Origin of the sequence: Halorubrum sp. GN12_10-3_MGM (assembly GCF_005435235.1) — an archaeon.
Lineage (GTDB): Archaea > Halobacteriota > Halobacteria > Halobacteriales > Haloferacaceae > Halorubrum > Halorubrum ezzemoulense.
Window position 1 is genome coordinate 41256 of record NZ_SGUB01000017.1, and the last position, 26503, is coordinate 67758.

At 52.7% G+C, this 26503-nt stretch carries 22 protein-coding genes and 2 pseudogenes; 16 read left to right on the forward strand and 8 right to left on the reverse strand.

The genetic code is table 11. The features are described from left to right. The first annotated feature begins 179 nt into the window (after positions 1 to 179). Positions 180 to 2156 carry a HEAT repeat domain-containing protein gene (locus EXE47_RS12745; RefSeq protein ID WP_158293612.1) on the forward strand — a complete coding sequence of 659 codons (1977 nt, stop codon included), beginning with the start codon at positions 180 to 182 and terminating at the stop codon, positions 2154 to 2156. 802 nt (positions 2157 to 2958) lie between these two features. On the opposite strand, the gene EXE47_RS12750 is transcribed toward EXE47_RS12745, so the two are convergent. After that, positions 2959 to 3894: a hypothetical protein gene (locus tag EXE47_RS12750; protein WP_137694723.1), complete on the reverse strand. Its 936-nt coding sequence runs from the start codon at positions 3892 to 3894 to the stop codon at positions 2959 to 2961. Between the two features lie 193 nt (positions 3895 to 4087). On the opposite strand from EXE47_RS12750, the gene EXE47_RS12755 reads away from it, so the two are divergent. From EXE47_RS12755 to EXE47_RS12790, 9 genes are all read left to right on the forward strand, one after another. Continuing rightward, entirely contained in the window at positions 4088 to 5197 is a 1110-nt protein-coding gene (locus tag EXE47_RS12755; protein WP_137708394.1) for a hypothetical protein, read from the forward strand. Further along, positions 5194 to 6120 (forward strand): HEAT repeat domain-containing protein, encoded by a 927-nt coding sequence (locus tag EXE47_RS12760; protein ID WP_137708395.1) that lies wholly within the window; start codon positions 5194 to 5196, stop codon positions 6118 to 6120. The genes EXE47_RS12755 and EXE47_RS12760 overlap by 4 nt, the downstream gene beginning before the upstream one ends. A 66-nt stretch (positions 6121 to 6186) precedes the next feature. Continuing rightward, on the forward strand, positions 6187 to 7539 hold the full coding sequence (locus EXE47_RS12765; protein WP_137708396.1) for a hypothetical protein: 1353 nt from the start codon (positions 6187 to 6189) through the stop codon (positions 7537 to 7539). Positions 7540 to 7860: 321 nt separating this feature from the next. Then, a complete protein-coding gene (locus EXE47_RS12770; RefSeq protein WP_089309221.1) occupies positions 7861 to 8091 on the forward strand; it encodes a hypothetical protein in 231 nt (76 codons plus the stop codon). Beyond that, positions 8088 to 8531 carry a ubiquitin-conjugating enzyme E2 gene (locus EXE47_RS18855; protein WP_141134128.1) on the forward strand — a complete coding sequence of 148 codons (444 nt, stop codon included), beginning with the start codon at positions 8088 to 8090 and terminating at the stop codon, positions 8529 to 8531. The genes EXE47_RS12770 and EXE47_RS18855 overlap by 4 nt, the downstream gene beginning before the upstream one ends. Beyond that, positions 8524 to 8880: a hypothetical protein gene (locus tag EXE47_RS12775; RefSeq protein ID WP_137708397.1), complete on the forward strand. Its 357-nt coding sequence runs from the start codon at positions 8524 to 8526 to the stop codon at positions 8878 to 8880. The genes EXE47_RS18855 and EXE47_RS12775 overlap by 8 nt, the downstream gene beginning before the upstream one ends. After that, positions 8877 to 9296 (forward strand): hypothetical protein, encoded by a 420-nt coding sequence (locus EXE47_RS12780; RefSeq protein ID WP_137708398.1) that lies wholly within the window; start codon positions 8877 to 8879, stop codon positions 9294 to 9296. Before EXE47_RS12775 ends, EXE47_RS12780 begins: the two co-directional genes overlap by 4 nt. A 1-nt stretch (position 9297) precedes the next feature. Continuing rightward, positions 9298 to 11097, forward strand: a complete 1800-nt coding sequence (locus EXE47_RS12785; protein ID WP_089309223.1) for a ThiF family adenylyltransferase — start codon at positions 9298 to 9300, stop codon at positions 11095 to 11097. Between the two features lie 644 nt (positions 11098 to 11741). Further along, the gene (locus EXE47_RS12790) at positions 11742 to 13940 is read left to right on the forward strand and encodes a HEAT repeat domain-containing protein (protein WP_137708399.1); all 2199 of its coding nucleotides are present in this window, start codon (positions 11742 to 11744) and stop codon (positions 13938 to 13940) included. Between the two features lie 31 nt (positions 13941 to 13971). On the opposite strand, the gene EXE47_RS12795 is transcribed toward EXE47_RS12790, so the two are convergent. The 3 genes from EXE47_RS12795 to EXE47_RS12805 form a co-directional block, all read right to left on the reverse strand. Next, entirely contained in the window at positions 13972 to 16614 is a 2643-nt protein-coding gene (locus tag EXE47_RS12795; protein ID WP_137708400.1) for a hypothetical protein, read from the reverse strand. Between the two features lie 134 nt (positions 16615 to 16748). After that, entirely contained in the window at positions 16749 to 16949 is a 201-nt protein-coding gene (locus tag EXE47_RS12800; RefSeq protein ID WP_089309224.1) for a hypothetical protein, read from the reverse strand. Positions 16950 to 17151: 202 nt separating this feature from the next. Next, positions 17152 to 17616 carry a hypothetical protein gene (locus EXE47_RS12805; RefSeq protein WP_089309225.1) on the reverse strand — a complete coding sequence of 155 codons (465 nt, stop codon included), beginning with the start codon at positions 17614 to 17616 and terminating at the stop codon, positions 17152 to 17154. Positions 17617 to 18138: 522 nt separating this feature from the next. Here EXE47_RS12805 and EXE47_RS12810 point away from each other — a divergent pair. From EXE47_RS12810 to EXE47_RS18985, 5 genes and pseudogenes are all read left to right on the forward strand, one after another. Continuing rightward, positions 18139 to 20673, forward strand: a complete 2535-nt coding sequence (locus EXE47_RS12810) for a tubulin-like doman-containing protein (RefSeq protein ID WP_089309226.1) — start codon at positions 18139 to 18141, stop codon at positions 20671 to 20673. After that, the gene (locus EXE47_RS12815) at positions 20670 to 21512 is read left to right on the forward strand and encodes a hypothetical protein (protein ID WP_089309227.1); all 843 of its coding nucleotides are present in this window, start codon (positions 20670 to 20672) and stop codon (positions 21510 to 21512) included. Before EXE47_RS12810 ends, EXE47_RS12815 begins: the two co-directional genes overlap by 4 nt. Before the next feature lie 23 nt (positions 21513 to 21535). Further along, a complete protein-coding gene (locus EXE47_RS19365) occupies positions 21536 to 22450 on the forward strand; it encodes an HNH endonuclease (protein ID WP_089309228.1) in 915 nt (304 codons plus the stop codon). A gap of 142 nt (positions 22451 to 22592) precedes the next feature. After that, positions 22593 to 22859: a hypothetical protein gene (locus EXE47_RS12825; RefSeq protein WP_089309229.1), complete on the forward strand. Its 267-nt coding sequence runs from the start codon at positions 22593 to 22595 to the stop codon at positions 22857 to 22859. 294 nt (positions 22860 to 23153) lie between these two features. Beyond that, positions 23154 to 23453, forward strand: a pseudogene (locus EXE47_RS18985) (hypothetical protein); the annotation flags it as partial. A gap of 264 nt (positions 23454 to 23717) precedes the next feature. Here EXE47_RS18985 and EXE47_RS12835 read toward each other — a convergent pair. Continuing rightward, complete coding sequence (locus EXE47_RS12835) at positions 23718 to 24320, reverse strand: hypothetical protein (protein WP_089309230.1); 603 nt, start codon at positions 24318 to 24320, stop codon at positions 23718 to 23720. A gap of 121 nt (positions 24321 to 24441) precedes the next feature. On the opposite strand from EXE47_RS12835, the gene EXE47_RS12840 reads away from it, so the two are divergent. Continuing rightward, positions 24442 to 24870 carry a MarR family winged helix-turn-helix transcriptional regulator gene (locus EXE47_RS12840; protein ID WP_241997584.1) on the forward strand — a complete coding sequence of 143 codons (429 nt, stop codon included), beginning with the start codon at positions 24442 to 24444 and terminating at the stop codon, positions 24868 to 24870. Between the two features lie 32 nt (positions 24871 to 24902). Here the strand turns inward: EXE47_RS12840 and EXE47_RS12845 are convergent, their stop codons facing one another. The 3 genes and pseudogenes from EXE47_RS12845 to EXE47_RS12855 all read right to left on the reverse strand — a co-directional run. After that, positions 24903 to 25559 (reverse strand): ribonuclease H-like domain-containing protein, encoded by a 657-nt coding sequence (locus EXE47_RS12845; RefSeq protein ID WP_089309457.1) that lies wholly within the window; start codon positions 25557 to 25559, stop codon positions 24903 to 24905. Further along, positions 25556 to 25876: a hypothetical protein gene (locus EXE47_RS12850; RefSeq protein ID WP_089309458.1), complete on the reverse strand. Its 321-nt coding sequence runs from the start codon at positions 25874 to 25876 to the stop codon at positions 25556 to 25558. The genes EXE47_RS12845 and EXE47_RS12850 overlap by 4 nt, the downstream gene beginning before the upstream one ends. A gap of 2 nt (positions 25877 to 25878) precedes the next feature. Then, a pseudogene (locus tag EXE47_RS12855) lies at positions 25879 to 26503 on the reverse strand (hypothetical protein); the annotation flags it as partial.

The following is a 26503-nucleotide window of genomic DNA, read 5'->3' on the forward strand; positions in this document are numbered from 1 at the left end:
CATGCTGAGGTATACTAATGACAGAAGGCTCTGGAGATGATCCCGGACTCCCGGGCCCGCCTCGTAGTGACATCTCTACTCAGCCGGGTGGTACATCTCCACTCTCCCTATCCGAGCTACGAGAACTGCTCTCTGGTGAAGAGCCAACAGTTCCTTCACCGAAACTCGTGCCGGCGCTCGTGGCGACTCTTCTGCTCGATGGACGAGAATCAGCGGATTACAAGCGTCGTGCGCTCGCGGGCACAGTCCTTGCTAAAATAGAATCTGCGGATGTGTTGCGACCGTACTGTAGACATGTAGTCGTTACACTCAAAGAATGGTTACAGACGGACCTCGCTGATACGGAGTCTCTCTTTGCGGATCAATATTCAGCTCCCAAACAAACACTCGGCGAAGCACTTGTCGAAGTGCTCACGACAGTCGTACGCTCTTCGCCATCCGACATGACAGCGTATACGCCCGTATTATTAGCCTACCTTCTGGATGAACGGGGCGAGGTTGAGCAAGTTCTCGTTGCGTTAGAGGCAATTGTCGACGCAGAGCCCACTGCCATTCCGTCTGCTCAATTGGCCCGAGTCTTCGACACTGCGGATCCGTATCGGGTCGCCGCGGGCGCACGACTCCTACAAACGCTTGCCGCTCACGGACAGGCCGATGCTGTTCTGGATCGTATCTCGTTTGACTCACTTGAGCTCGCTCTGACGCATCCCGACTCCGATGTCAGTGGAGCGGCTGCGCGTACTCTTGCGGATCTTGCTGAAGCGGGCTACACCGGCCGAATTGTAGCAGAAATTGATATCTCTGCTTTTGAATCACCGCTACAACAGCAGGCTACTGACAGCTGTGTCACCGCCACTGCGGCGCTATGTGAGATTGTTGCCGCGGGGTATACGAGTCCCGTGGCGACGCAACTCGATATGGCGGCCCTCAATTCAACGCTTGAAGATCCGCAACCTAACGCCGTTGGTAATACAGCGATTGTGATTGGCTATCTGCTTGATGAGGAGCAGGACCGGGCTGTTCATCTCGCCGACGATATTGATCATCAGACGCTCGCAGAACTGCTATCACACGAATCAGAGTTCGTCAGAGAGAACGTCGCGTCAGCGCTGGGCTATCTTTTAGAATACGTGGATGCCGTAACTGTTGGGTCAGCAATTTCGCCGCGGGATCTTGAGCCACTGGTTACACATGGAGATCCGTCTGTCGCCGGGAACGCTGTTGCTCTGCTCAATGAGCTGTTTGCTGCCGGGTATATCGATCCGGTCCTCGCCGAGTTTGATCTGGTCAAGATATCCACGGCGTTATCGCAGAAGGATCCAATCCCGAGGGGTAACGCAGTTGCGACAATCGGCTATCTGGCTGAACATGGCTACGGCGGCGCCGTACTTGACACGATTCCACTCTCCGACTTAGCTGCGGAACTGGACGCAGAGGCCGACCATGTCCGTGGGAATGCTGCCGCCTCACTCGCAGATTTGGCCGAAGTCGGCTATGCGGACGCGGTTATTGCCGCCACAGATCTTGAGATCTTAACAGCCCTATTCGAGGCTTCGGACCCATCTGTGGTTGAGAACGCAATCCTAGCGGTTGGCCATCTCGCTTACAGTGGCTATGCCGACGATCTTGCCCCCCATATCGAACCAGAGAGACTCACAAAACACCTCACACATCCAGACTCAGAGATCGCAAAAAATACAGCCACACTGATTGCCGCATTTAGCTTCCGCGGTTGTGTGGAGCTTGTTTTTGCCTGTGTCCCAGCCCTTCTGTCGGCGCTTGACGCTTCCTCGCATCCCAGAACGCCAGCTGTAGTAATGGCACTGAGCCATCTCTGTATCGGAGCCCCCAAATCGGTCATTGAATATGAGTCCGCCAATGTATTAGACGAGTTGCTCACTACCGCAACACAAACCGATCTCGCGTATATTATGCAGATTGACCCGGAGGAACGGCTCCTTCGAACTGTCGTCGCTGCTGCCTGTCATTCAATTGCTGTAGCGAACCCAACGATAGCAGCTGACCACCAGCCGTCGATCCGTCGGTTGCTATCGGTGCCACCGTATCTAGAACGAGCCGATAACGGGACGGCAACCACTCTGTTATTCGCTACTCTTCACCGGATTCCATCCAAGTCGACTATTGGCCCTGTATAAAACTCACCCAGAGGGACTCGAAGTACAAGTGGCACAAATACTCGCTTCAGAATTGAACGCCCCTCAGAGAGAATACCACAGTAATGAGTTCAGCGAATAAACGAATGTAATTCTCACCGTTAGCGCAGCTTACTGGCTAGCGGCTTGTGCGTAGATTTGGAGCAGTTTCTCCCGGACGGTCTCACCGAACATCTCCGGATCGTCTTCGTCGATACTCAGCGTTTCCCGGAGCTGATCATACTCTTCACTGGAAGATTGAAACAGCTGTGTCTTTGCGATATCGAGAGGATGTTTGTCAACGTTGCTGAGCGCCCTCGTAACAAGAGATGGGGAGCTTCTGCTACTAAGCATTTCATCAGAGTCGGGTCAACCGAATGACGGTCTTTCCACCAAAAGTCGGTTCTTTTCGACGAGCACGATTCTGGGCAGGAAGCTGCTCTTACAAATACACACCGTGTGTTCTTGTATGGGAAGCTGCCCACACTGTGAGTTCACTGGAAAAGCGGATGTCGAAGAATTGAGTAGTCATAACGGGGAAAACGACCAGTTCTACCGGGGTCAATTAGTGTGTCCGGATTGTAGCACTATTCTCGGTGCTGTCCAGTCGTACGGGATTGAGGGAGGAACTGACGACGGGGTGTTCTGAAGCTGATTTGACGCGGACATAACAAACGGTCCCTTCCAGTACGATAACAGAATCAGATCAACAAAATAGAGCCAATCGTTCAAAGTGAGAAGCCACTAGTGGACATGCCTCAACTCAAGTACTGAGGTATGAGGATTCGACTCTAGTGATGACCAGTTACTCGATGAATATCGTCTGAACGACCCAGCGAAACGTGATGTCGTTTCGGCCAAGATTAGGATCAAACTCCTCGAAACTAGAGTTGTCACTGATGGCTTCGAGTCGTGCGTCCTTCTTATCATGCTCATCATCATCTTCGTCTTGGTACAGCCCAACACGGAAGACCTGCTTACCGTGGGCAACCTGTTCCGCGTACTTGGTGAAGACCTCGTCGAGCTTCTCCTTCAGTTGAAAGTCGGAGCAATCGGGGGCTATCTCCATTGATTCGGCAATAAGACTACCTTCAATAACCAGCCCTTTCCCAACGCCAGCACCGAAGTCGTCCGGACGAAACTCACTAAAAGTGAGCTTTGGCGCGGTACAGCGCAGGTGCTCACTCAACTGTGCGTACGTATGTGCTGCCGTAGATCTCGCATCGAACGGGACCAAATCTGATTCCGCATCGGTCTCATTTCCGCCATCATGAGAGGGGCCAGACTCGGGGTTAGTACAGAGCTGATTAGTACGGACGTACTCAATCGCAGCCTGAACCTTTTCGGACTGGGGGTGGTGGAATGGGTTCACTAAGTAGTTACACATGGATTTGAACGGCACGAAGTACCAGTGTTCCGGCCGTGCCAGACGGGGGATGCGATACCCGGCGAGTAGATCACACAAAGCATCGAGGTCTCCGTTGTCACTAAGATCTGGCGCAGTTGACATGGAAGCAAAGTGCGGCCGATCCATTGCTGCCCGGGCAATTGATGCGCCCTGAAGCGGCTCTTCGGAGTCCGCCAGTTCGCGGACAGTCATGAACACGTCGCGCTTGCGGGTTTGCCCCAGAAGACGCCAAGCCTTATTTCGGAACTCCTGCGGTGCCTCCGAATTAAGATTCCAGACCTGTTCCGTGGGTTCTCGATCGTTTCCACCGTCCGTAAGGCCTTCGTCCGACATACATAGATACATTTGGGTGATACAATCTCAGCAGTTCCACAAGCCACCTGTCTTCGAAAACTTCATATACCTACTTACTTCATGTTAATTTTGCGGAGAGAAGAATATATAAATCTTTCACAGAGTGGGGTTCTCCGGCGGCCCAGACTTATGTGAATTCAATTACCATGCTATGTCAACACGAGCGCGCCGAATGCCACGAAAAGGATCCCACTCTGGAAAGGATGAACAGAAAAAGGCCGGTGCTGAAGAGACAGAACATAACGACGGCATATCAGCAAAAATACAGAGTTACGAAAAAGCTTGCCACAGGTTCTACAAACTGGCAGGAAGTCACAATCTGATCACGTCTGCAGATGATTCTCGACTTCCTGGTCAAGGGCCTGATGAACCTGACCGGGTACGAATCGCGCTCGATCAAATCATTGATCTATATCGACGGGAGACTATTCTCACAGATCGAGATGAAATCAAGGATCTAGTCTCCCGCCGAAAAGCAAATCCTGAAACCGGCTCCCAAGATTTGTTTGACAAGCTCCTCTCACATTCAATTCTTGTGCCCGTTCGGAGAGTTACCGGCGGTACCGATGATACGTATTTGATCCACGGCGATGTTGTCCGCTGGTTTCAGAGAGTCCTACACCAGGGAGCGGACATCGAAACAGATTCCGCAAGGCTGGAAGCAATCATGCGGTTTCTGACAAGCGAGGCGGTGCTTGACTCAAACAAAACTCCGCGAGAGATTGCTCAAAGTGCCTGGTTGTTTGGGCGAATGACCGCAGATGTCGAAACAGACGCTTTGGACAGTCGAATTACACATGAGGGGAAGCTGAAAGCGAATGAGAGTCCTGATGAGGGCTTCCTTCTACATGACAGATATGTTCCCGAGTCGAACTGGGGGAATCTGTACAATCAGTATATTCTTCAGGGGTGGCTATCAGATAGTGTCCAGCCAGCATCGAAACAGATGTACAAAGAGGATTTAGAGCAACACTTGAGTACTTTCTTAACGACAGCATTGTACGAAACAGGAGCATTTCAGGATATACGTAACGAGCTCGAATCCGAAGAGCGCTCAGGTACCGAAAAAAAAGACAACTCGACAGACACACCCACAAGTCTAGAAGACACCTCACTTGCTGAATATCGACGCGCTCTGGCTGGGCTTAACGAGAATTCTGATCTTTCAGAGCTCTCGAAGAAGCTACCGACTAAGGCATTAGAATTTGATACGGCAATGGAGGCTTCGCAAACGCGAACAGCCGCTTATTATGCGATTAGGAGTGATGAGGTGAGCCGATGACGGACGACCTATCCATGGCTCAAGCCGAAGACGAACCACCACTCGTTGAGGACGTCTGGGAAGACATTCTGGTTGAATTTGGATTTGATCGTGAGCGGGCAGCTCAGATCAAAAGGGCGGTTTTCGGGATGGGAGAACTAACGCTGACAGAACGGCAACCCGAAGAGATCAGACAGATTGTCGCCGATGAATTGGAGGCGCTCGATTTTGAGTCAGAGATCGGATCTCAGAGTGAAACACTCCGAAAGCTATTAAAAAGCTTTCTCGATGCTGGTCTCGAAGGGAAGCTGCTCGGGCCTGCGTGTGCACCGGGTGAAATTAAGTACGCGGCAGCAGATTCCCGGGCAACGGCGTTCGATTCAATCAGGAACCACGTCTCGAGATCAAACGTGTCCCTGGAAACAATTGATCTCTCACAATTCCCTTCTGATGATGAATCTGATGAGCCGTTAAACAAGGAAACAGCTGACACTGAGATGTCTCCTTCACCTAGCTTCTCTCCCGCAGAACAGCGGTACACAACCGCGCGATCTCAGGCCACGGACCTAGAAGAGGTGGGGCGGTCTGGAGAAACATCGGACTCCTTGACCTCAGACACTGAGCGAATACTCGAATTCATCCACAATACGATAGATGATGACTCTCCAATCGTTCGGAAACAAGCTATGACCAGCCTGGCTTCGCTCGCCAGGGTACCTGGTGTCAGGTCTGACAGGCATATTGAAAGGTTAATTCAAGCGTACCAGAGTGAGCCGGATCCTGAAGTTAGGGCTACGATTGTGGCTGGCTTAGAGGAGTATCTAGAGGAAGATCAGATGTCTGGAGATAGGAGTTCAGGTGGCAAAAACAACGGTAGCACGGAAACGGATAAATCGGAGAATATGAGTGATGATCCACGAGACGCAGACACAAGTCCGTTCTAACAGCAAGACATATCTAAATTAAACATGGCAAATAGGGATTTACCGGACCTCAGACACGGGTTCAACATGGCAGTGAGTGAAGAGAACTGGCAATCAGGCATAGAACTTCGTGACTCACCCGGTCACAAGGACAGACCCGATTTACCAGAAGACATCAAAGATATTGAGAACCCACTCGCGACGGTCGCTCCGCAGGTAAGTCAGTTCGTGATCCGTGTCAGACCGGATAGACCAGTTCATCTACGGTATTTTCAGACATTCGGCTTAGCCGAAGAGATGATGCATGGTCGGCGGCATCAGTTTGGACTGACCAGAAGCCACCACCTGCTCCGGATGCAAAGTATCAGGGCACTGTTTGAGTTTATAAACGGTGAGAAAGACCTCCAATCGACTGGACAACGAATCGCCAGAGTCGAAGACGAAATTGAAATGCTACATGAGGAGCGGTTCTCATTTCTCGAAGGGGTCGACAAGTACCTGTGTCAATCAGTGATGTCCGAGGAGGGCTACCTGGACAGACACATTAAACAATACCAGTCGTTAAACCCAGAACTGGATACAACTACTGTTGAGAACCGATTCGAGAGGCTGCGAGACCATCTGAACACACGAGCTCGGGAAGAGGCCCCAGAGGTTTACGATACCCTCGCTGGACTGGAGGCCGAGTATGGCCGTCGAGTCACAGAAGTCATCGCAGACGCCGCTTTGGATACTCCATATCTCGTCGGACCGCATAACATCGATGGCTTCGATACAATTGCCGTCAGCGAACTAGATCTCGATCGGCGGTTCAACGCAGCAGTCGATGCAGCACATGCTCTCGACCCTGATGATGTGGATGACAAGACGGCAGAGGGTCTGCTTGCTGATATTGGTGCTGAACTCTACGATCCAGTACAGGATCCAGAAGGGGTTCATCCTCGTGAACTCAATCTCCCACTTCTGGATATCCCACAAAAAGTCGATTCTGCTGAGACGCTTAGGAACAAGTACGACGTTATTATGGAAGCTCCAACTGAGATGGGGCAGATCATTAATGCTGCTTTCAGATTCACTGGCAACTTCGGTGGTGTCATCTACAAAATTGAGACGCCAGACAAAGAGGAACCCCAGCCAAACTGGCTGGTTAATCCACTAATAGCAGACGAGGAAATACCGAGCGACGGGCTCGGAATCCCCGTTGAGTCCGCTGGTTCGTACAAAGAACTCTGGGAGTGGGTCTACGCCGGTGACCGTCTGCTGGATTCGATTCTGATGAAAGTTGGACGCCACACTGAACCGGATATCGGATGTCCACTTTGTGGAGTTTCGGTTTCGGGAAGTTGCCATCCGGATGGTTGTCCACTCGAATCCAAGATATCCACACTTGAAGCCCAGAAGTTGGATCTCGTCAAAACCATCGAAGACTGTCGGAACTGAGGGAATTTTGGGAAGACAGAGTTAGGCAATATCAAAGAAGTTCCCCGACAAAAGTCGGGTAGCCGGAATCACTCATATACGAATCGGACAGATCTCTCCTGACCGAGTTCGTTGTTGGTTCTCCTATTTTCCCATTCTGGGCCGCTCACAGAGCCATACTACAGGGGCTGGTATGCTGAATTGGATATGGTCGTCAGTTCTAGTGGACGACTCAACCGATGTACACGCCGCGATACCGCCGAGCAGCAGTTGTACAGACAACGACACACCGCAGCCTGGTCGGTGATCCAGGCAAGCCGACGCAGAAACTAAAATCAAACAATGGGACAGCTTGTTACCGTCGAAAACCAGGAAATTCCGATCGAAGACGATACGACCGCAGCCGAACTGAAGGAACAGGCCGAACTCGATGAAAACGCTGTACTCACATATCGTGGTGAGGACGGGTTTGAGTCACTCAACGATGACGATGTGGTCGCAGAACACGTTGATGAGGGTGAACAACTGAATCCTCAGCCACTGGCTGAAGACAACGTCTTTGGTGATCTATGACGCTGGCACGCACACTGAATGATGTTCGGGAGTTAAAACAGGAACTACAAGAGGAATTTAGTGGGAGACTCCAATATGATCTCTCGGAGAGCCGTGAGATCAGGATTGATGGGTTTGCTTTTCCTGATGGATGGCAGCACCGTTCAGGGGGACGTCATGGCCCCCTCCTGATTGAGATTCCTGAAAAGTACCCAGAACATCCACCCCGCGTCTACATCGCCGATGACATGCGGTATAATGGATCTAGGCCACAGTGTATGGCCCCAGCTAGGGTCGACTCAACGGCCGAATGGGCCCCGTTGAGTCTGCTCGGTAATCAAAGAGCTTGGAACCCAAATTCGGATTCCCTCGTGACCCTATTTGACCAGCTTGAGCGAGTGCTGTCGAATCCTATCGGGATTGAAGATCAGAAAGGCAATACTGGTGATAGTAATGACTGATGAGGATTCAGGCCTCCAACAACGGGCTTCTGGGGAGGTACATACGGTCCGAACTGAGCCAGTAACCGAGGGTGAGACATCCGAAGAGGAGGACGATCGACCTCAAGAAAACACCGATTCTGCGACGGAGCTACATGTGAATGGATCCTCAGTTCAAGTCGAATCCGAACAAACCGCAGGGGAACTTCGTGAAATGGTCGGTATCGATAGTGGCGAGGTCTTTACCCATCGATCAGGCGATGGAATCCAGGCACTGTCCGATGGCGATGTGTTAACTGAGCATGTCGAGGACGGTGCTGAACTCCACACGCAGCCACTTGCGGACTCACTGGTGTTCGGAACGCCATGAATCCTCAACGCGTTATTCCAGAGGTACAAGACCTCCACGAGATGATCAAGCAGCGGCAGAACCCGATAATGTCGTATGACCTAGCGGATGATCTCGTGGTCAAGATCGAGCAGCTCAAATTTCCTGACGGATGGGAAAACAGCGATGGAGCCCAGTTCGGGGATGTGATTTTTGACCTGAGCTCGACCTACCCGCGCAAGCAGCCAAAGGTGTACGTCAGTGATGACATGTCCTATCGGGGCGGTAGTCCACATGTCCTGTACGCACAGTCAGTCGCACCAAATGGGTTCACCAAGTATTGTATCCACACCCTATCCGACTGGGACCCTGACAAGCACAGCCTCAAGACGATGTTTAATATCCTAGAGGTATCGCTTGAAAACCCGAAGGCAAAGAACCCGCTACAGGAGGCCTAAAATGTCTGAATCACAGGCTGTAGCTGTTGACACGGGGACAACCAGCAGGGAGCTCGAACTCGTCTTAACTGCTACCCAGTTAGAACGCGTACGGGAGTGGACACTACAAGAAGATGGTGTCGAACGGTTCGCATACATGTACTGTGAACCGACAGAGAACCGCCTCTTAGTCCGGGAAATTGATCCCATTCCAGCAGAGGACTGTGCGGTCATGGAATCCAGTGCGGTCCGTCCAGAGCTTTCCATCGAGCGGGAGCGGCTTGGTGATGCTATGTCAGATGGTCTGGTTCCGATTATGGTTCATAGCCACCCTTTCAGTCAGGATCCCGGATTCAGCGCGCTGGACGACAACATCATGGAGTCTTATCGCGACTGGCTGGGACAGCTTTACCCAGAGGTTCCGCTGGGGTTCATCGTCATAGGTCACGCGGGTGTTGACACTGCGATTTATACCGACCCCTCCACGCCCCGACGTGAGAAGCTCCCGATTAGCGTTGTCGGTGAGTGGATGCTAGAGACGCCACTGGACGCTCCCAAGGTTGAACGAGACCGATCGATCGATGGTGAACGGTATGATCGTTCGATCCGAGCTCTTACTGATACCGGCCAGAAGCATATCGCCAATACCCGAGTTGGAATCGTTGGTCTTGGTGGCTTGGGCTCGATGGTAGCACTCCAGCTGGCACGCTTCGGTGTTCAAGACTTCGTCTTCGCTGATCCAGACGTGGTCGAGCGGTCGAATCTCCCCAGAATATATGGGGCTACCAACTCCGATGTCGGCCGTCAGAAAGTCAATGTGGTTGGAGAACAGGTTGCCAGGGCTAATCCCGAAGCCACTGTGGAAGCCTACCCGGCCAGGGTCCAAGACGTCCCTGAGTCAGACTTGAGCAACTGTGACGTAATCATTGGTGCCGTCGACAGGCTTGATGCTAGGCTCTACTGTAACGAGTTCGCTATCCGCCATCTCCGATACTACATTGATGGGGGCGTTGCAATCGAAACTGATGACTCCGGGCGAGTCACAGATGAACGTGGCCTCATCCAGCTCGTTGCGCCGGGGGCTAATGCATGCTTGGACTGTATGGGGCGGAATGACGCTGAACATCTCCGGATCGAAGAGATGTCTGAAGAAGAGATTGAGGCGGACATCCAGCGCGGGTACCTCGAAGAGGATGTCGTCGCCCCAGAGCCTGCGATTACCCCGTTAAACGGCCAGGCAGCCTCATTGATTACTCGGCAGTTTACCAAGCTAATCACCGATTACTCACCACCAGCTGACTTCATCCGTTTTGATGGTCTAGACGACGGGTTGGTCGCTGTCGGGACTCATCCTTCCGAGGGGTGTATCTCCTGTAGTGCCGGCGCAGATCTTGCGTCTGGTGAACGGTCGTTTAATCGTAAAGATCTCGTCGGGGGCGATGGAGAAATTGAAGTTGACTTCGCCGATCCGATGGATGCGCCCGGAGTCGACTCTGCTGACTCTCAGACGATCGACCAGTCGGTGGTTGACCAGTCAGTTGGGGAGGAAACCGGCGTGTCTGAGGGCACCGGATCTGCCAGTCAACCAGCGCCAGAACCGGAACCGAAACCAAAAATTCGAGGAAAGGCTGTTAGTTCACAAGAAAACGAAAGCGGTGAAAAAGAGTTAGACGTACCTGAGCCTGAGCATGGTTCCTCTGATCGCTCGCTTGCTGGAGCGCTGTTTACCGCTACACAGCGAGCGGTTCGAGAGCGATCTGAGCCGCTCACACTGCTGTTCTTGATTGCGGTGGTACTCAAAGTGCTCCGTGGTAGACGCTGAATGATACCTATCTTTTAATCCATGTTGTGCGGTGTTGCCACGTATCGGCTACGGCACTTGGGAGTAGCCACTGCTGTCTGAGACATTTTATCGAGGCTGTCGATATAAGCTGAGATAAGAGCCCAATACAGATCAGCTAGTCACCCCCAGCCAAACTGCTACCGGGGGGATTTGAACCCACCTCTCTCAATATCTGATGAGAGCCGTAGAATCAGGAGTTGAAACCGATGAGCCCAGTGGTCCTTTGGGGAGTGTACTTGATGAGTCCAGCCTCAATTCGATGACGTTGCTGAAGTCGCGATATACAGATTCGTGAGCAGCAATCTGAGCTTGATGTAGACCAGCCATTCAGTGCTGCTGTGAAATTCCAGCAGCTAGCCTAAGAATCTGGTCAACCTTACTGGCCTCTCTTGGTTGGAACTATTCTGTTTCGAGCTGATCAACCTCGAGATGATCTGTTTTAGAGGGATTGATGAGATCGGAGATTTGATTGAGGGTTCAGATTCAATAGAGAAGCAATACCTCAGTGACGGGCAGCTCAACGCATTTAGCACAGCGTGAAACGGCGTTGAGCTACCACAATCCACCACGGGAGACGATTTGACACAAACAGTTACCACGAACTAACTGAAACATTGACCGAGATGGGTCCTGGCGACAAAGGCAGCGAAGTGGCGAGCGATCTTCAAGCGCTTCGCGAGAAGCGCCGTGAGCTGGAAGCCATTGAGGGAGATTTTACATACAGCCAGGAGTCGCTTGCTACCATATGTGACCTTGTCGCACCGGAATTGACCAGAAACTTCGCGGAGGTGGAGAACGTAAGTGGAAAGACTGCCCTCTCTGTCGGAATCTGTGAACTGGGCCTTAGTATTCTGGCCAGTTTCACCGTGGACTGTCCCAAAAAGGTAGCTCCCCGTACTGACTTTCTCGCACAAGCACTCTCATTTGAACCCTCAGAGGATGTTCGAGTCCTCGCAGCAGATTGTCTCCGGATCATCGCTGAGGAAGACGCCTCAGAGGTAACCGAGGTTTTGGTTCATTTATTTGATGCGGTGAATGATTCGTCCTGGAAGGTTCGACAGCACAGTCTTTCAGCGTTGACTGAAGCGCCTGAGCAGGCAGTGGACTTGCCGGAGGTCGGAACTGCGATAGAGACGCGGCTGGAAGACGACATGTGGTTAGTGAGAGCCGCAGCAGCCAAGACAGTCTCAGCCCTCGGAGTGATCAGCCCGGAATCGGTAGAAACGACGCGAGAGCAATTGATTGCGGCCCTAGGGGATGAGGAACCGGATGTACGTCGTGAAGCGGGTGTTGCTCTGGCCAGAATCGCAGCTGGTGACCCACTCTCGACGGTCAAAAGAATAGACCGGCTCGCTATCGAAGGATCTCCACCACGTAAACGCGCTGGAGCACTACGATGTGCTGATGAGCTCTGTTCCCGGTATCCCGAACACTCTACTCAGTTGACTAGCACGGTCGTTACAGGCCTGTTTGCCGAGAGCGAGAAAGTTAGATCTGCGGCGGCTGATGTTCTCGAAACATTTGCTCGGTTACTCCCAGGCACTCGCGATCGTATCGTTGACGAACTTATTGAGGCACTTGACGATGATGACTGGACGGTCTCTTCTGCAGCTGCGAGGGGTCTTGCGATAATTGCTGAAGGCTTTCCTGAGCGTGCAGAGGCGTTCGTTGATCCACTTCTATCGACACTCTCCCGTGACAGCGTACTCACGAGGTATTATTGCGGCCGATCGATCGCCCGTTTTGTTGATGCTGTCCCAGAGGTATCAGAAAAGGTCGAAGCTGAACTCACCAACAGGTTGATGAACGGCTCCTTAGAACTGCGCAAAAGCGTTGCTTCAGTCTGCCACGAGATGGATTCCGGTGAGCGTCGGTACAGTACCTCAATCTTATCCAACCTGACCCGTGAGTTGACCACTGGATCGCCTGACGGTCGTGCTGGTGCGGCCAGCGGAATCGCGGCGATGGCGTACGTAAATCCGGAACTGCTTGAGGGATGTGATCCGAAAAAAATAGCCCAGCCGCTGCTAGCAGAACGTAGCAGAAACTCGACGGCTAAAGAACAGTATACGAGGCAAATGATCGCTGCTGCTGTTCTATTCGCGATTGAGGAGGATGTATTCAATACTGTTCCAGGTGTTGTTCGGGAGGCACATGCCATCCTAACGGAAACTGGCACTAGCGCGTCTTCCGAAGTACGGATATTTTCTACCCGAGCTATTAGCCAAGATGCGGTGTTTACTCAGTGTGAGTCTCCTGAATCTGTTGTCGAATATCTACTGGAGATGCTGTCAGATCCAGAAGATGAAGTCCGTTTACGAGCGGTTAGTGGTCTAGCAACTGCCACAGAGCACTATCATTCGATCGTTGCCCACCATCTTGGTGCGCTCGAAAACGCAGTTTTTGATCCGGTTACTGATTGTCGGAGCGCAGCAGTAGATGCTATTGGGAATATTGGATCGCAGATCCCTCGGCTCCGAAGACGGTGTCTGCGATCCCTTGCTTACGCCCTACAAGATGAACCATGGCAAGTTCAGTCCGAAGCTATAGCAGGATTTCACGAGATTGCGACAGTCGAGATAGGTGTTGTTGTTCCCTATCTATCTGTATTAGTTAATTGCCTTCATCATCAGCACGATCTTGTCGGTGAGCGCTCCGCAGACACCATATCAAGAATCATCCGCTCAAGACAAAGCATTCAGATTAACAGAGCATTGGTACCAGACTTAGAACAGCTTTTGTCCCACCCTCAAATCACGCCAGGTGGGAGAACGATTGCTGTCGAGCTATTGAGTTTGACCCCCAGTCAAATGGAAGGTTGAGTCAGTATTGACTGGAAAGTATACGTATCTCTTATATGTCAATTTGTGTATTGGACTGGCGATATACAAGGAGACCAGTCGTTAATGTTCGGCCACTTTCAGATAAGTCAGAGTAAGAGGCTGACTGTGGAATATTATCCATAATTTCTGAATCCATACAAAGGTCATTTAGGAAAGTGGATCGGTCGATTTGGAGTTCAGACATCCCTTCGAGTACCGACGCCCCAGTAACAGTACAGCTTGAAAGAATTGTGAGGAAAGCATCTTGGAGTGCGGCTTCAGGCCCCTCCATAGGCAATTCTTTCGCCATTCTGTTGAACACCTGTTTCTTCTCCTCAAGTATCATAAATGAATCATTTTCAATATCTTGTTCCAGGTGATTTATTGCGGTCATCCACACATCTTCCTTGACTGTATTAACACAGATTTCACCGATAGTTTCCACACATTTCGCTTCAATCGAGGCATTATTCTCAGAGAAATCTGATGAAAGCGCGGGGATTAACTGTAACCGGGTTTCGTGACCGAAGTTCTCCGCGTGTTCAGCAAGCTCAGCAATCAGATCTCGTCGAAGCTTCAATTCCCCTTGTCTCAGTGTTTTCTCCACAACAGTCGAGAATGCCAAGCCTGATCTAAGGTTAATATCAACTTTCCTATGTATTTCTGAATGTGTTTTATTAGTCACAAAGCGTGCCAGACGCGGATCAGCATCGCCTACAACAAAATTAACCAAGGCAAGAAGGTCATCAGAAGTTGTATCGGAATTCGGGGGAGTAAGAGGGAGATTATCCATACTCCATTCGAAACCGAATCTGACAAGTTGACGGTTTGTCTCTATTGCTGACAACAACAGATCTTTTGATTCTTTTGTGTCAAGCTGAACCAAACTGGCCAGAGCGAAAAACTTGATACCAAGATTTTCGGATTCACTCAGATTTTCAAGCAGTACATGTACCCAATCAACTCTGTCATCGCTATCCGTCGCTTCGAAGTATTCATGACAGGTACGTAAAGCCGATAGCTGAGTCGGGACTTCTGCCTCAGATGGCTCACATACCTCGTTAAGCATCTGGAACACCTTATTTTGGAGTTCATGTGACCTCTCTGCGATCCACTTACCGGGGATACCGTCGATAGTCGCAGTACGAACAACAGTGTGAGTATTCTGTAACCCAGCTTGGATCACTTCGACGGCAGTATCTTCCAGATCCTTATCGAGTGAGCACAAGAGTGACGGGTATTTTATGAAAATCTCGGCTGCTATTCGAGATTCCGTATCCACGATTGACCGAACAGTCTCAAGAACTAGTTCTTGAATCCGGCGATTACTCGAACGAGCAGCAATATTCATGATTGGACTTCGGGCACCATACAGTGGTGTTCCAGTCTCAGGGAGTAAATCGTTCTTCAGGATATCTAGCGCGTTCCGAGCGAGTTGTATGGAGCCAGATCCTGCCACGGTTTCGCCGATTGCTAGCGCAGCTGCACCCCGGATCAAATAGTTATCCAATCGAAGTCCTTGTTTTAGTTGGGACACGATATCCTCACACAATTCCGGATCATTAACCCTCTCGGCTACTTGCGCAATTCCCCAGAATGAACTATGTTGTATGAATAGATTATCGGACGCTTGGCCAATAGTAACAAGACCATGTATCGCCTTTTGTTTTATTTCAGTTCTAGGTGTATTCTCGAATATACGTTTTAATTCGAGCAGGCACATCATTTGAAAGTGGGTCTTAGAATTGTGAATAGCCGCAGATATGACATTTTTATAGTCCTGGAAATAAGCAGGATTATGTATATTAGCACCGACTTCAAGTAGGGACGAAAAAAAATCGTCATCTGATAGTCCCCAGCCCCTCAACCCTGTTTCATAAACAGACATCGCCTTAGCTGGATCAACCGATTCCATATTTTCCTCTATATTTTCACGTAAAGTACTCAACACCCTCTGTATCTCGCTGGGAGACTCGGCAGGTTCCATTTCAGATAGAATCCCTTCAATCGCGTCCTCAGAGAATGTCCCAAAACCGTTTTTTGCTCCGATTACTCCGTGGCTACCCAGCGCAAATATGCGCTGTTGGCCTTCATAATGCTCAGCAAGCATTCTAAGGGCCTCACCTGCCTCTTGCTGTGCGTTGGCTGAGATATCCATAGAAGCAAACTCTCGTAGTGTCGCGACAACGGCTAACTGGATCCCCTTTGAATCAGTATCTTCCCCCACAGTCCGAACTGCCCGGATCACATCTAAGGAGTCATCGTTTGGGAGTAGATCTTCTGAGCAGAGGTGCTGGAGCGTGTCGAGTAGCGAGAGTGTGATGTATTCAACGGATTCGGATCGTACAGAGCGGTTCAGTGATGTGAGATGAGTAGTCAGTGATTCTGGAGACGATTCAGCAGTCTGTCTGAATATCTTGGCACATATTTCTCGGATTTCGGTGGTGTACCGATCAATTTGAGCAAATTCATCGACAGTCGATACTGGGCGTTCAAGCTCGTCAAGATAAATGCTCCAGATTATGTCTAGCGACTCCGTGATTGGTTCAGACTCATCTAATGCCTTTGAGACGGTATATCTGCGTGATCTAAGTTCTGCTGGCGAATCATGGGGCTCTGCTGCTGCCCTTAGCTGTTCTTTGATCGTATTCGATGGTCCAGAGCCGCTTGCCATCTGGTAACACGTGCTTGTTTCTTATTCATAATAAATGGCTGTACCAGCTCTGTTGGCTCTGTTGGAATCCTATCTTTGGACATGTTACCATCTGAAACAGCCGGTCGGTAAAGAGTGCGTAGTTACTGAATGTATCAGAACCAGTCGTTTTCCCTGAGATAGAATATCGCAATTCCACAAACGAAACCGCCTGTCGTTCCCTCGATGACTGCACCAATCAATTCACCGTCGAAGAGAACCGATTGGATTGTACTAACGACTGCGACCCAGACAACAACGTTCGTGAAGACGAACATCCACGGGTTCTCCAAGCCGAAACCGCGGCCCTCGTTCATGCTTCAGCTACTGAGTTCAATAGTAAATGCGTTCCCTGTACTAAGCGATCCGTGCGTGCCCTGTACTGACCCCATCCGGGTCAGAATGTATCATTCCCTAAGGATTTCAACAGAGCCGTAGTGTTCAATATTAGTTAATAGAATGGATCTACACTCCACATGACTGGTCGTCACTCCCTTCTCAAAAAAGAACCTAGCAGATTCAGTGAAAGGCCGGATCGTCGGGGCTGTCCGCTTCAGTCTCATTGCCAGCCTCCGAATCGTCCTCTCCATCTGCTAGCTTCTCAAGGGTATCCGAGATGTCCGAAGATCCGCCCCCCGCGACACCCGAATCATCTTCATCGGAAGCGTCGGAGGAAGACTCCTCTTCGTCAGATTCCCGGAACATCTCCTCCATGCGGACAATCTCATCCCAGAGACCAATCGCGACTTCTGCCAGAGAAACATCTTCCTCCGAGAGGTGGTGCTTGATAAGCCCAATGAGTTCTTCCTGGAACTCTTGGGTCGCCTCGGGGTCAGGATCGAACACAACGCGCATGGAGGTCTGGAAGTTCTCCTGGTGCTCGGCCTGTTCAGCGACTTCCGCCTTCACTGCCTTGATCGCGAACGGATTGAGATCATCTTGCGCCTGTGCGTCGTCGGCCGGATCGGAGTCGTTCACTGCCATCGCAATTACTCCTATGTGCCGGGGATATACTGGCTAATCCGAAGACGGATTGTCTGGGAAAATTTTTTATACTATAATGACTGCCGATAGTGGTCTTCAGAGTAAGAGATTGTCTTATACACGGAGAAGTGATCCGCAAAATTTGTTGTTCTGAGAGAGGGCGTTTTCAGTTCTACCCTACCGATATTCAGGAATGGCAATTATCAGCGCCACTGACCGAGTAGATGAGAGACACAATAGTAGGCCGACTCAACAATCGTTCTGACAGAGTGTTTGAGTTCTGACCGGACCCCTCAGCCTGCTGGAACGGTCCCTGGTCCAACCGTTCAAGACGAGCAGAGTCCGGACGATACGCACACCCAGAAAGCAGTCGGGGTAATTCCAGAACTCCAGATGAGACCTGGATTTCCAAACCGAGCCCCGAATAGTGGCTAACGGAGTGATGGGGGAAAGGCAGCATACGTGTACATACGTCGGAAACGTGGTGCCCTGTTTCAGGGCCGTTCCCGGCGGCTAACACATATGAGCGAACACAAGCCACAGACCGCAGCCGGTGACCCGGACCAAGGTGCCGACGATGCCACAGAGTCGGATGGACAGCAGATCAATGAGCCAACCCGGAACAAGCTCTTCGTCATTCCGGTTGGAACGGGTGGGCTCCGAACCGCACAGCGGATCCACTCCCTGGAGGAGCGCTTGGAGCCCGACTTAGATATCGAGTACATCCCCATTGAGTCGGCAACTATCGACAGCGCTGCCGTTCCGAATGAGTTCAAGGGAATTCGGCTCAACACGAACGACCGGATCAAGAAGGAATTTGACCAGGCGAAGAACGACCCGTCAGTTCCATACCTGAGTCCAAACCATAGCCTGAACATCCAAGGGGCGACCCGGAACCCGTGCGTGGGTCGGTTCCTCTTGGAGCGCCACGACGGGCGTGTCAAGCGGAGTATCGGCAACGAGATGCGATCTGCGCTCGACAAGCAGGACACGTCAGCGTCAATCTGGTTAGTCGGTACAGGATCTGGAGGAACTGGAAGCGGGATCCTGCCACTGCTCGCACCGCTTGTCCGTCGAGCTGCTGAGGGTATCGAGAGTAAATTCGACCTCGATGTGAGGGTGAACGCGATGGTCACGGTGTCGGAACTCCGGACTGACGGCCAAGCACTCGACCCAGAGGGTGAAGCGGAGTACTACGTCAACTCGAGCAACACGTTACAGGCGCTGGCCACACTACAGAGGTTAGACGAAGGAGCGAACGGTGACGGCCTGTTGACGGAGACGATTCAAACGCCTGTGGCCAGTACGATGGATTACGTCGACATCACCACGCCACCACTTGACAAGCTCTTCGTGGCCCCAATTGAAGAGCAGCGGGTTGACACCTCACAACACGACAGTGATAGGCGAGAGAGCTACCTCTCTCGGGTTAATTTCAAGCTGGCTTCGGCGATTCTGTCGCTTGCGACGGTCAGTGCCGGAGACATTGGTAACACGTACAACCAGCTCGATTATGACATGTACACAGTCGACGTCGCCAATATCGGGGCCACGGTACAGGCGGCGCTCGATTTGCTGACGTCAGGAGAGGAAATCCGTGCGCAGCGGCGTGAGAGGGAGCAGCTTGAGTCACATCGGGACGCTCTCGGACAGCTCGAAGCGAATATCAACGCACTTCGCAAGATAGAGTTCGAGCCTGGATCAGTTCCCGAGACCATCGACGACATCAGCGCAGAGATATCGGGACGGAGCTCACAGTTCATCGACGCCACCTCGGTGCTAGACGTGACGCTCGCCGGAGTTGACGAGATTCAGGAGGGGATGAGTCGAGTGGTTACCGACCTCCCCGAGCGGTTGGTGTCGGCCGACGATTTCAGCGACAGTCCAGCGGAGAACGGTATTGAGGACTTCGACCCGGAGCAGTTCATTCCCCATCGGGCCCTCGGAAAGTACGCCTTCTTGAATCTCGTCTTAGCACAGATTGACGCAGAACTAGAGGATCACGCTTTCGAACGGCGAATCGACGACCTCTGGGAGAAGAACGAAGAGGACCTCGATGCGAATGTCCGAGGCCTGAGCGAGGAGGATTACACGAACCGATACGAGCAGGGGATCGACCCATACTTAGGCAACTCTGAGGCCGAGATCGAAGAACAGATCGCTAACACCTCATGGTACGAGCGGAACGAGCGGAGGCGCCTGCGAGCAACCCTCGATAGTATTCAAGAGACTCGAGAGGAGTTGTCAGAGTTGTTCGACGAGTACGAGCACCTCCTTTCGCTCCGCGAACGACTCGTCGACACCGAACTGCCAAAGTTGGAGACGGAGCTGGAGGACGTTTGTGAGCTCCTTGGGACTCGTCAAACGGTTGCGGAGGACCTCATCGGTGAGAAGGAGAGTGATATTCGCGCTGCCGAGACGCGTCGAGAGACGTGCCGCCAGAGGGTCACCCCGGTAGATAATTTCTCCGGGTCGGTCGGTGACATCCCACTCAACATCGACTCGATGGAAGATCTGAGCCGCAAGAGCCTCACCGAAGCAGAGAGTCTCTTCGATCTCATCGACGACGGGCTGCTCGTCAGGGACAGTATCCTCCGCCAGATCAGCACCGCTCTCGACATCGTGTCGGAGCCGATTGAGGATAACTTTGACAATAGTAGGACGTTCCGGGCGAACAGCAAGTTAGACAAGACCCTGATCCCGATGACTTCGGCGGGGAATAGTGGCGTCTTGAGTATGTCTGGGGAAGTCGAAAGTGACCTACAGGCAATCAACAGCCGCCACGACATCGGGACGGTTCTGAGTGACTGCTGGGTCGACAGTCCGTTCGAGCTGACACTGGTGGTTCTGTATGGGAACGTTAGCCTTGAGAATGCCTCCGAGTTTAGGGTGATTCAGGAACGATGGCGACAGGGAAGTCTGGATAGGCTCATTGGGAGCGATATCGACCTGTCTCGCCATGCGGCCTTCCCTGAACTCGTTCCCGCAGTACAGTCAGTATCCCAGATTGGCGAGAGTTCGAGTGAGAGACCCATTGACGGGGTGGCAGACGAATGAGGTACCAGGCAACGACGGTCCTCATCGTGGCGCTTGTGCTCGGGTCAGCCATGGGTGCCCCGTTGTCGGTCAGCGCTCAGGAACCCGTCAGGGATGTTGTCGTCATGAGTGCCGACTACGATGAGACCACTCCGTCACAGGAGATTCGCGTTCGGCTGACTATCGAGCCCACCGATGCGAAGCTTAGCGACATTAGGGTCGACTTCAGGTCGGGGGCAAAGACACTGATCCAGACCAGTAGTTACGCTAGCACGGTCACTCCTAGTAACCACGACGTCTCGATCCGGTCAGAAGGGAGAAACGCGTTCGTAGTACCGGAGCTCGATCCAGGAGAGAAGGTAACGATCGCGTTCAGCGTGGTTCCGTCCACACTTGGAGAGCGTGAGTTGACTTCGGCAGTAGCGGACATCGAGTTCAGTCAAAACGGTCAGCGGCTTGACGCACAGATCTCCGAGCAGGTGGAACTGGCCGATAACCCATGGGATCGAGCCCAATCGTCGTCACGGCCAACGTGGTCCATTTTGCTCGGGTGGAGCGCAGCGGGTGGAATACTCGTCGGTGTCGCCACGATGATTGTCTACCGACGCCGTCAACGGTCTGTGGTTGAGCGTGTCCAGTCCACACTCGAACAGGAAGTGGCCTCAATCAAACGGGCTGGAAATCAGACGGTGAAACGGCGGGCTGACCAGCTGATGGAAGAGATCGATAGAACAGTGGGTCGAGAAAGCGCTGATGAGCAGGACGAGACAGATAGTGGCTCTGTCGTCTCTAAGCTCGCTGAAGTCGTTGGGCTTGGAGGAGGAGGATCTGAGGGGGACAGGGATGGACCGAATCTGTAGCACGGCTCACTCGGGCTCTATCCGTGACTGAACTTCCCGGTGATTGGTCCGCACGTAGGCGTGCGGCCTTTGTTCGTGATGAGTTTCAATGTCAGCACTGTGGCGCAGAGGGCGGCCAGTACGGAGATGCCAGCCTCGAATGTCACCACATACTTCCGCGCCGTATCGGCGGGTCACACGAATTAGAGAACCTTCTGACTCTTTGTGAAACATGTCATAAACAGATTCACCGGGGCGAAACAGGCTCATCTGTCTGTGAGCATACTGGGGGTGGCCCAACCAAACTCGGTGCGGCCGTTGCTTCCGTCACAGGTGTCGTCGGCCGACCCCTCGCCCGATTTGTCGATGCTGTATCCCTAGGCCTGTTAGTACTCGTTTTTGTCATTGCCCTCGGCACCGCGCTCCCACACCAGTCCCCACAAGAGACACTCACACCCATCAGTTTAGTCACCAGAGAGATTTTCAGGTCACCTGGCGTCGCAGCCGTTTGGATCGGCTCATTCGTTTGGCTACAGCTACTTATCGCCGCCCAGCCGGTTGTTCGCAGTATACCTTCCGAAAGCGTTCCGGAGCCACCTGCTGGTCGGTGGTCTCAGTGGTTCGGATTTGGGCTCCTATTGGTGGTAATTGGGCTCGCAGGGATGACTGTCGCCAGCCATAGATTCATCACAGGGGAGTACTTCCCGACGCTGTTGGTCTTGACAGCGAGCTACAATATCGGGCTCGCAGTGACACTTGGAGCGGGGTCAGCAAATATCTTCTCAGATGCCGCCGAAATCGCGCCACGTTGGCGTCAGTTCTCGATTCTGACCAGCTGTGTCATAGTTGGTGCCACTGCCATCATGACAGCTATCTTTGGACAGACAGTTCCAATCGTTGGCCTATCTGTTCCGATGGTCACCGCTCTGCTTCTCTTTTCTCATCCGCGTAGAAACTAGTCATGAGGCGTTTTATTCCCAAAATTCAGACCGGGCGCTCTATTTCCGTGAGGTATATTTGCCAAATCGTCTCCAAATACTCGGCAGCTGCTTCTGGCACATCCCGCCCCGTGGCGACGTCGTCGTTCATCTTCCGGGCTGGATGGACGTGACGTGCGAGAAATTCGACGAGAGCCCGGAACTACTCGAATCTGAACTTCCTGGCACGGACTACAATATCCAGCGCCTTATCGACACAGACGAGCGGGAGGAGGCGGTCCTTGTCGACGAAGCCGATGAGGCCCTCGTCGTCATGGAGACACTCGGTCCCTTCCGGGGTACTGTGAGGGCGACGACGACATCGGCGTCCACCCAGCTCTCGACGAGGCGCCGGAGAGCCTCGCCGACTACCGCCCAGAGCGAATCCTAGTTGGGCACGGCAAGAGTGTCTATGAAGACGGTGCGACGAAGGTGACGACGACGAGTTTCCCTGACGCTGATTGATCGCGATTCGCTATAGGGTCGGTCGCATGGAGCGTGTGTCGTCGAGACGCGTCGGGTGCCGGGGTGCTTTCAGCCCTACATCAGTACAGTTGCTGAACAACTAGCCCCATCGCCTGATTGGTGTGGTACTCACCGGCCCACCCCACCCGCCGCTGGCCCTTCCGGTGATCAAGCTCACCGACGTCCCGCTCACTAACGCTCGCGGGACTTCCGCATCGCTCGCGAGCGACTGGTCGTCAACGAGAACGCAGCGTTACAGTACGATCTCGAGCCCCGTACGAAGCGTGCCGTCGCCGAAGCGATGGACGTCTCACTCCTCTCGAAAAGTGGCCGCTATGAGGTACAGTCCGCATCCGGTAACAGGTACGAAGTCGACGTCATCGATGAATCGTGTACATGTCCCGACTGGCAACAGAGCTCACCCGAAGGCGGTTGTAAGCACCTGCGTCGCGTCAATCACGAAATCAAACGGGGTCGAGTCCTGCGACCGGATGGTCGTCTCCCTGCTAATGCGGATTGATCTTGATTAACCAACATACCGTCCCATTCACTTCTGTTGTTGGTTAAGAAAAAGCGCTCTTGTGTAGAGCTGCGGAAAGACGATTTAACATTTTGAACACCCACCGTAGTCCGGCGATTTGAACCCGAGATAGCGTACTCAATTCGGAGCTGGCACAACCAAACGACCTCTTTCCGCGTTTCTACATAAGAGCGAATAGACCTATTTGGATTCTCGTTCGCTGGGGGTTTCAACACGCTCCGACAACCAAAACGAAGTCTCTCGCTAGGCAACTTGGCGGACGTGGGCTTTGACAGCTTGATAGAGCCCATCAAAATCATCGAACTCATCGACTGTAACGTGCCAACGCTCCGAAATCGCATCGATCATCGAACTTTCGACGTTCTGTTCGCCAAGGAACAGCACTTCTTCACGGAGTTCCTGTGACGAGAGATGTTCACAGACAGATCCGATCTCGATACCGACACCGAGGTTGTCACCCATCGCCGGAGCAATAAAGACAGTTGCAACGGATGCCTTGGTGAATTCGATACTCTGGGTGGCAGCGTCCATTTCGTAGAGCGGAATTTCAGGATCTGTCGCGAGGAAGGCATTGACGCCTCGCTCTTTTCGGAGTCGTCGGCGGAGTTCGATGAGGAGCCAGAGTGCCTCATCCGCGTCAAAGTCAGTTTCAGTAGCTTGGAGGTTTTGGACTGCTTCATCAAGTGTCGTTCGCGTCGTGGCTACGCCTCGATCGGCAGAGAGTGACTCGTAGGGCGGATACGACTTGTAGGGCCCCATCAAATAGACGAGGAGTCTGGGCTTAGAAATCTCTGTCTCGCTGAGGTAGGGGCTTGTTTCGAGTGCCTCGATCAACCGCTCTTCCATTATATGTTACTCAACTCGCTGGGTCAAATAGCTGGATGGTCTCACCGCAACCATAGTAAAAAATCTTAAGATGGTTGGGAACCAACTGAGTTATATGACGAACTCACCCGACCGAACGTCAATGCCTGACGGTGGGTCGCTCCGACGGCGTGACGACTCTAATGAGGGTGATAACGGGTTCGACCTTGACGTTGAACTCCCTGAAGACAGCCTGTTCGATCTTGAAGATTACTTGGAGATGTACGAAGTGGCGTCTAAGCCCAAGCAATATCTGATCCTTGAGGCGCTAGCGGAGAATAACCAACTCAGTACCAGCGAGCTGTCAATGGTACTTGGTGAGGAGGATAATGCGCTCCACTATCCTCTCCGGACGCTCAAGGATGTCGCACTCATCAAGAACCGACGCGATCCGAATACGGGGACTGAAGAGACCTATTCGTACTACGAACTGACGGAGCTCGGACGGATAGTGTTGACCGAGGGGATCCGTGAGGGTGTCCGAATACTGGCTCGACAAGAAGCTGCTCTCGAAGACAAATACAGCAAGTGATCGTGACCGAGGCCCTCGACAGTTTCTCCGATCTATCCTTCATCACTCACTGGTTCGAGCGATTTCATCGAAAAATCTGATTTCGAGCAGTAGCGCTCTGCGAGCTCCATCAACGATCTGGTTCGACGGATATCAGCGACATTGTGGGTGACGAGCGGCTCATACGTACCCTCTTCCCACACTGTAACGGCTTCACCGCTGTCGGCGAATGGATCAAGATCATTCAGTCCCGATCCGATCAGCTCGCCGTAGACACCGCTCAGCGAATCCTCGCTGGTATTGAACCGCTTCTCGAAGACGTCCATCACGTCGACGTACGGGAGCGTCCCAAAGGGCCACTCGAAGCCGTGCGTACAGCATCGAGTTCGGAGAAATGGCAAGTCAAATCCACCGTTCCACCGCTCGCCGTTGTACGCGACGAGCTTTGCGTCACGCTGGGTGAGCGTTGAGGTGACGAACGTCGCCAACTCGGTGAGGAGTTCCGGCTCGCTATCGTGGAAAGAGAGCTGGACCGGTGTCAGGAGGGTATCATTCACCTGATCAGCCAAGCCTGTCGTCGGTGCCGAGTCGCCTGTATTGAGAAACACTCGCGACGAGACAGCCGAATCGAACCCAACCACTGTGAGTTTATCATCGGCCCCAAACCCCGTCGTCTCGATATCGAAGGCAATCGTCGTCAACTCGGTCATTCTGGCTCACTAGTGGGCTCTTCTCCTGCCGGCTGCTGCCGGTCGTTGTTCATCTTCGCAATTCGCTGTTCAAGCTCCTCCAGACGCTCTTCGTGGTCATCCAGACGAGCCTCTTGTTCGAGATTGATGCTGAACAGCGCCGGGAGGAGCGGGTTCTGGTGGTTCAACAGCCCACTCGCGTCGGCGTGCTCGCGAGCGTACTTGAACAGTCGGTCGAATCTCGGCTGGTCGCGACGACGGAGCGCCCGGCGAAACTCTGCCCATCGCTCTTCGATGGCCCGCAGAGCGTCTCGATATGTCGGATTTGTGCGTCCCAACGTTACCGACCTCCGGTAGCTGTCCACGCATCTAGTAGGGGATCTGTGGTGGCCGTCAGCGTCTCTCCCTCCGCTGTGACGCCCGTTCCGACATCCTCGGGTGTTGACGATGCTGGCGTCGTCGGTTCGACGCCAACCTCCGTGGCACGTGCTGCGAGCAGTTGTCGCCAGTAGGCGAACGTCGTCTGGTAGTACGCGCCATCATCGACGGGGTAGACGAGTGTCTCGAACTCCTCGCCACAGATTCGTGGCCCCATTCGTGTTTGCTCACACTCAAGGTGGTGGTCAGCGACTGTCGCGACCGGCTCGGTGAATTCGTCGATCGTACACCGAGTAATGAGCACCGGGATGTCATACCCGTCGGCGTACGTCGCCAACCGAGCGAGTGTCCGGGCCTGGAGGGTGTTGGCGTGCCGGTCTCCGAGAGTGTCGTCGGCACGATACTGGACGTCGATGGCCGGCGCGACGATGAGCGAGGGAGTGTACGGTGATTCAGCGTCTCGTACGTGTTTAGCCCGAACTGATTTCGCTGCTATCTCATAGAAGGCGCACAACTTAGCCTGTATGAACTGGCAGCAGAGGTTCGCGATGATTCTCAGGGATGGGCTCCGTCGTGGAGCCCATCCC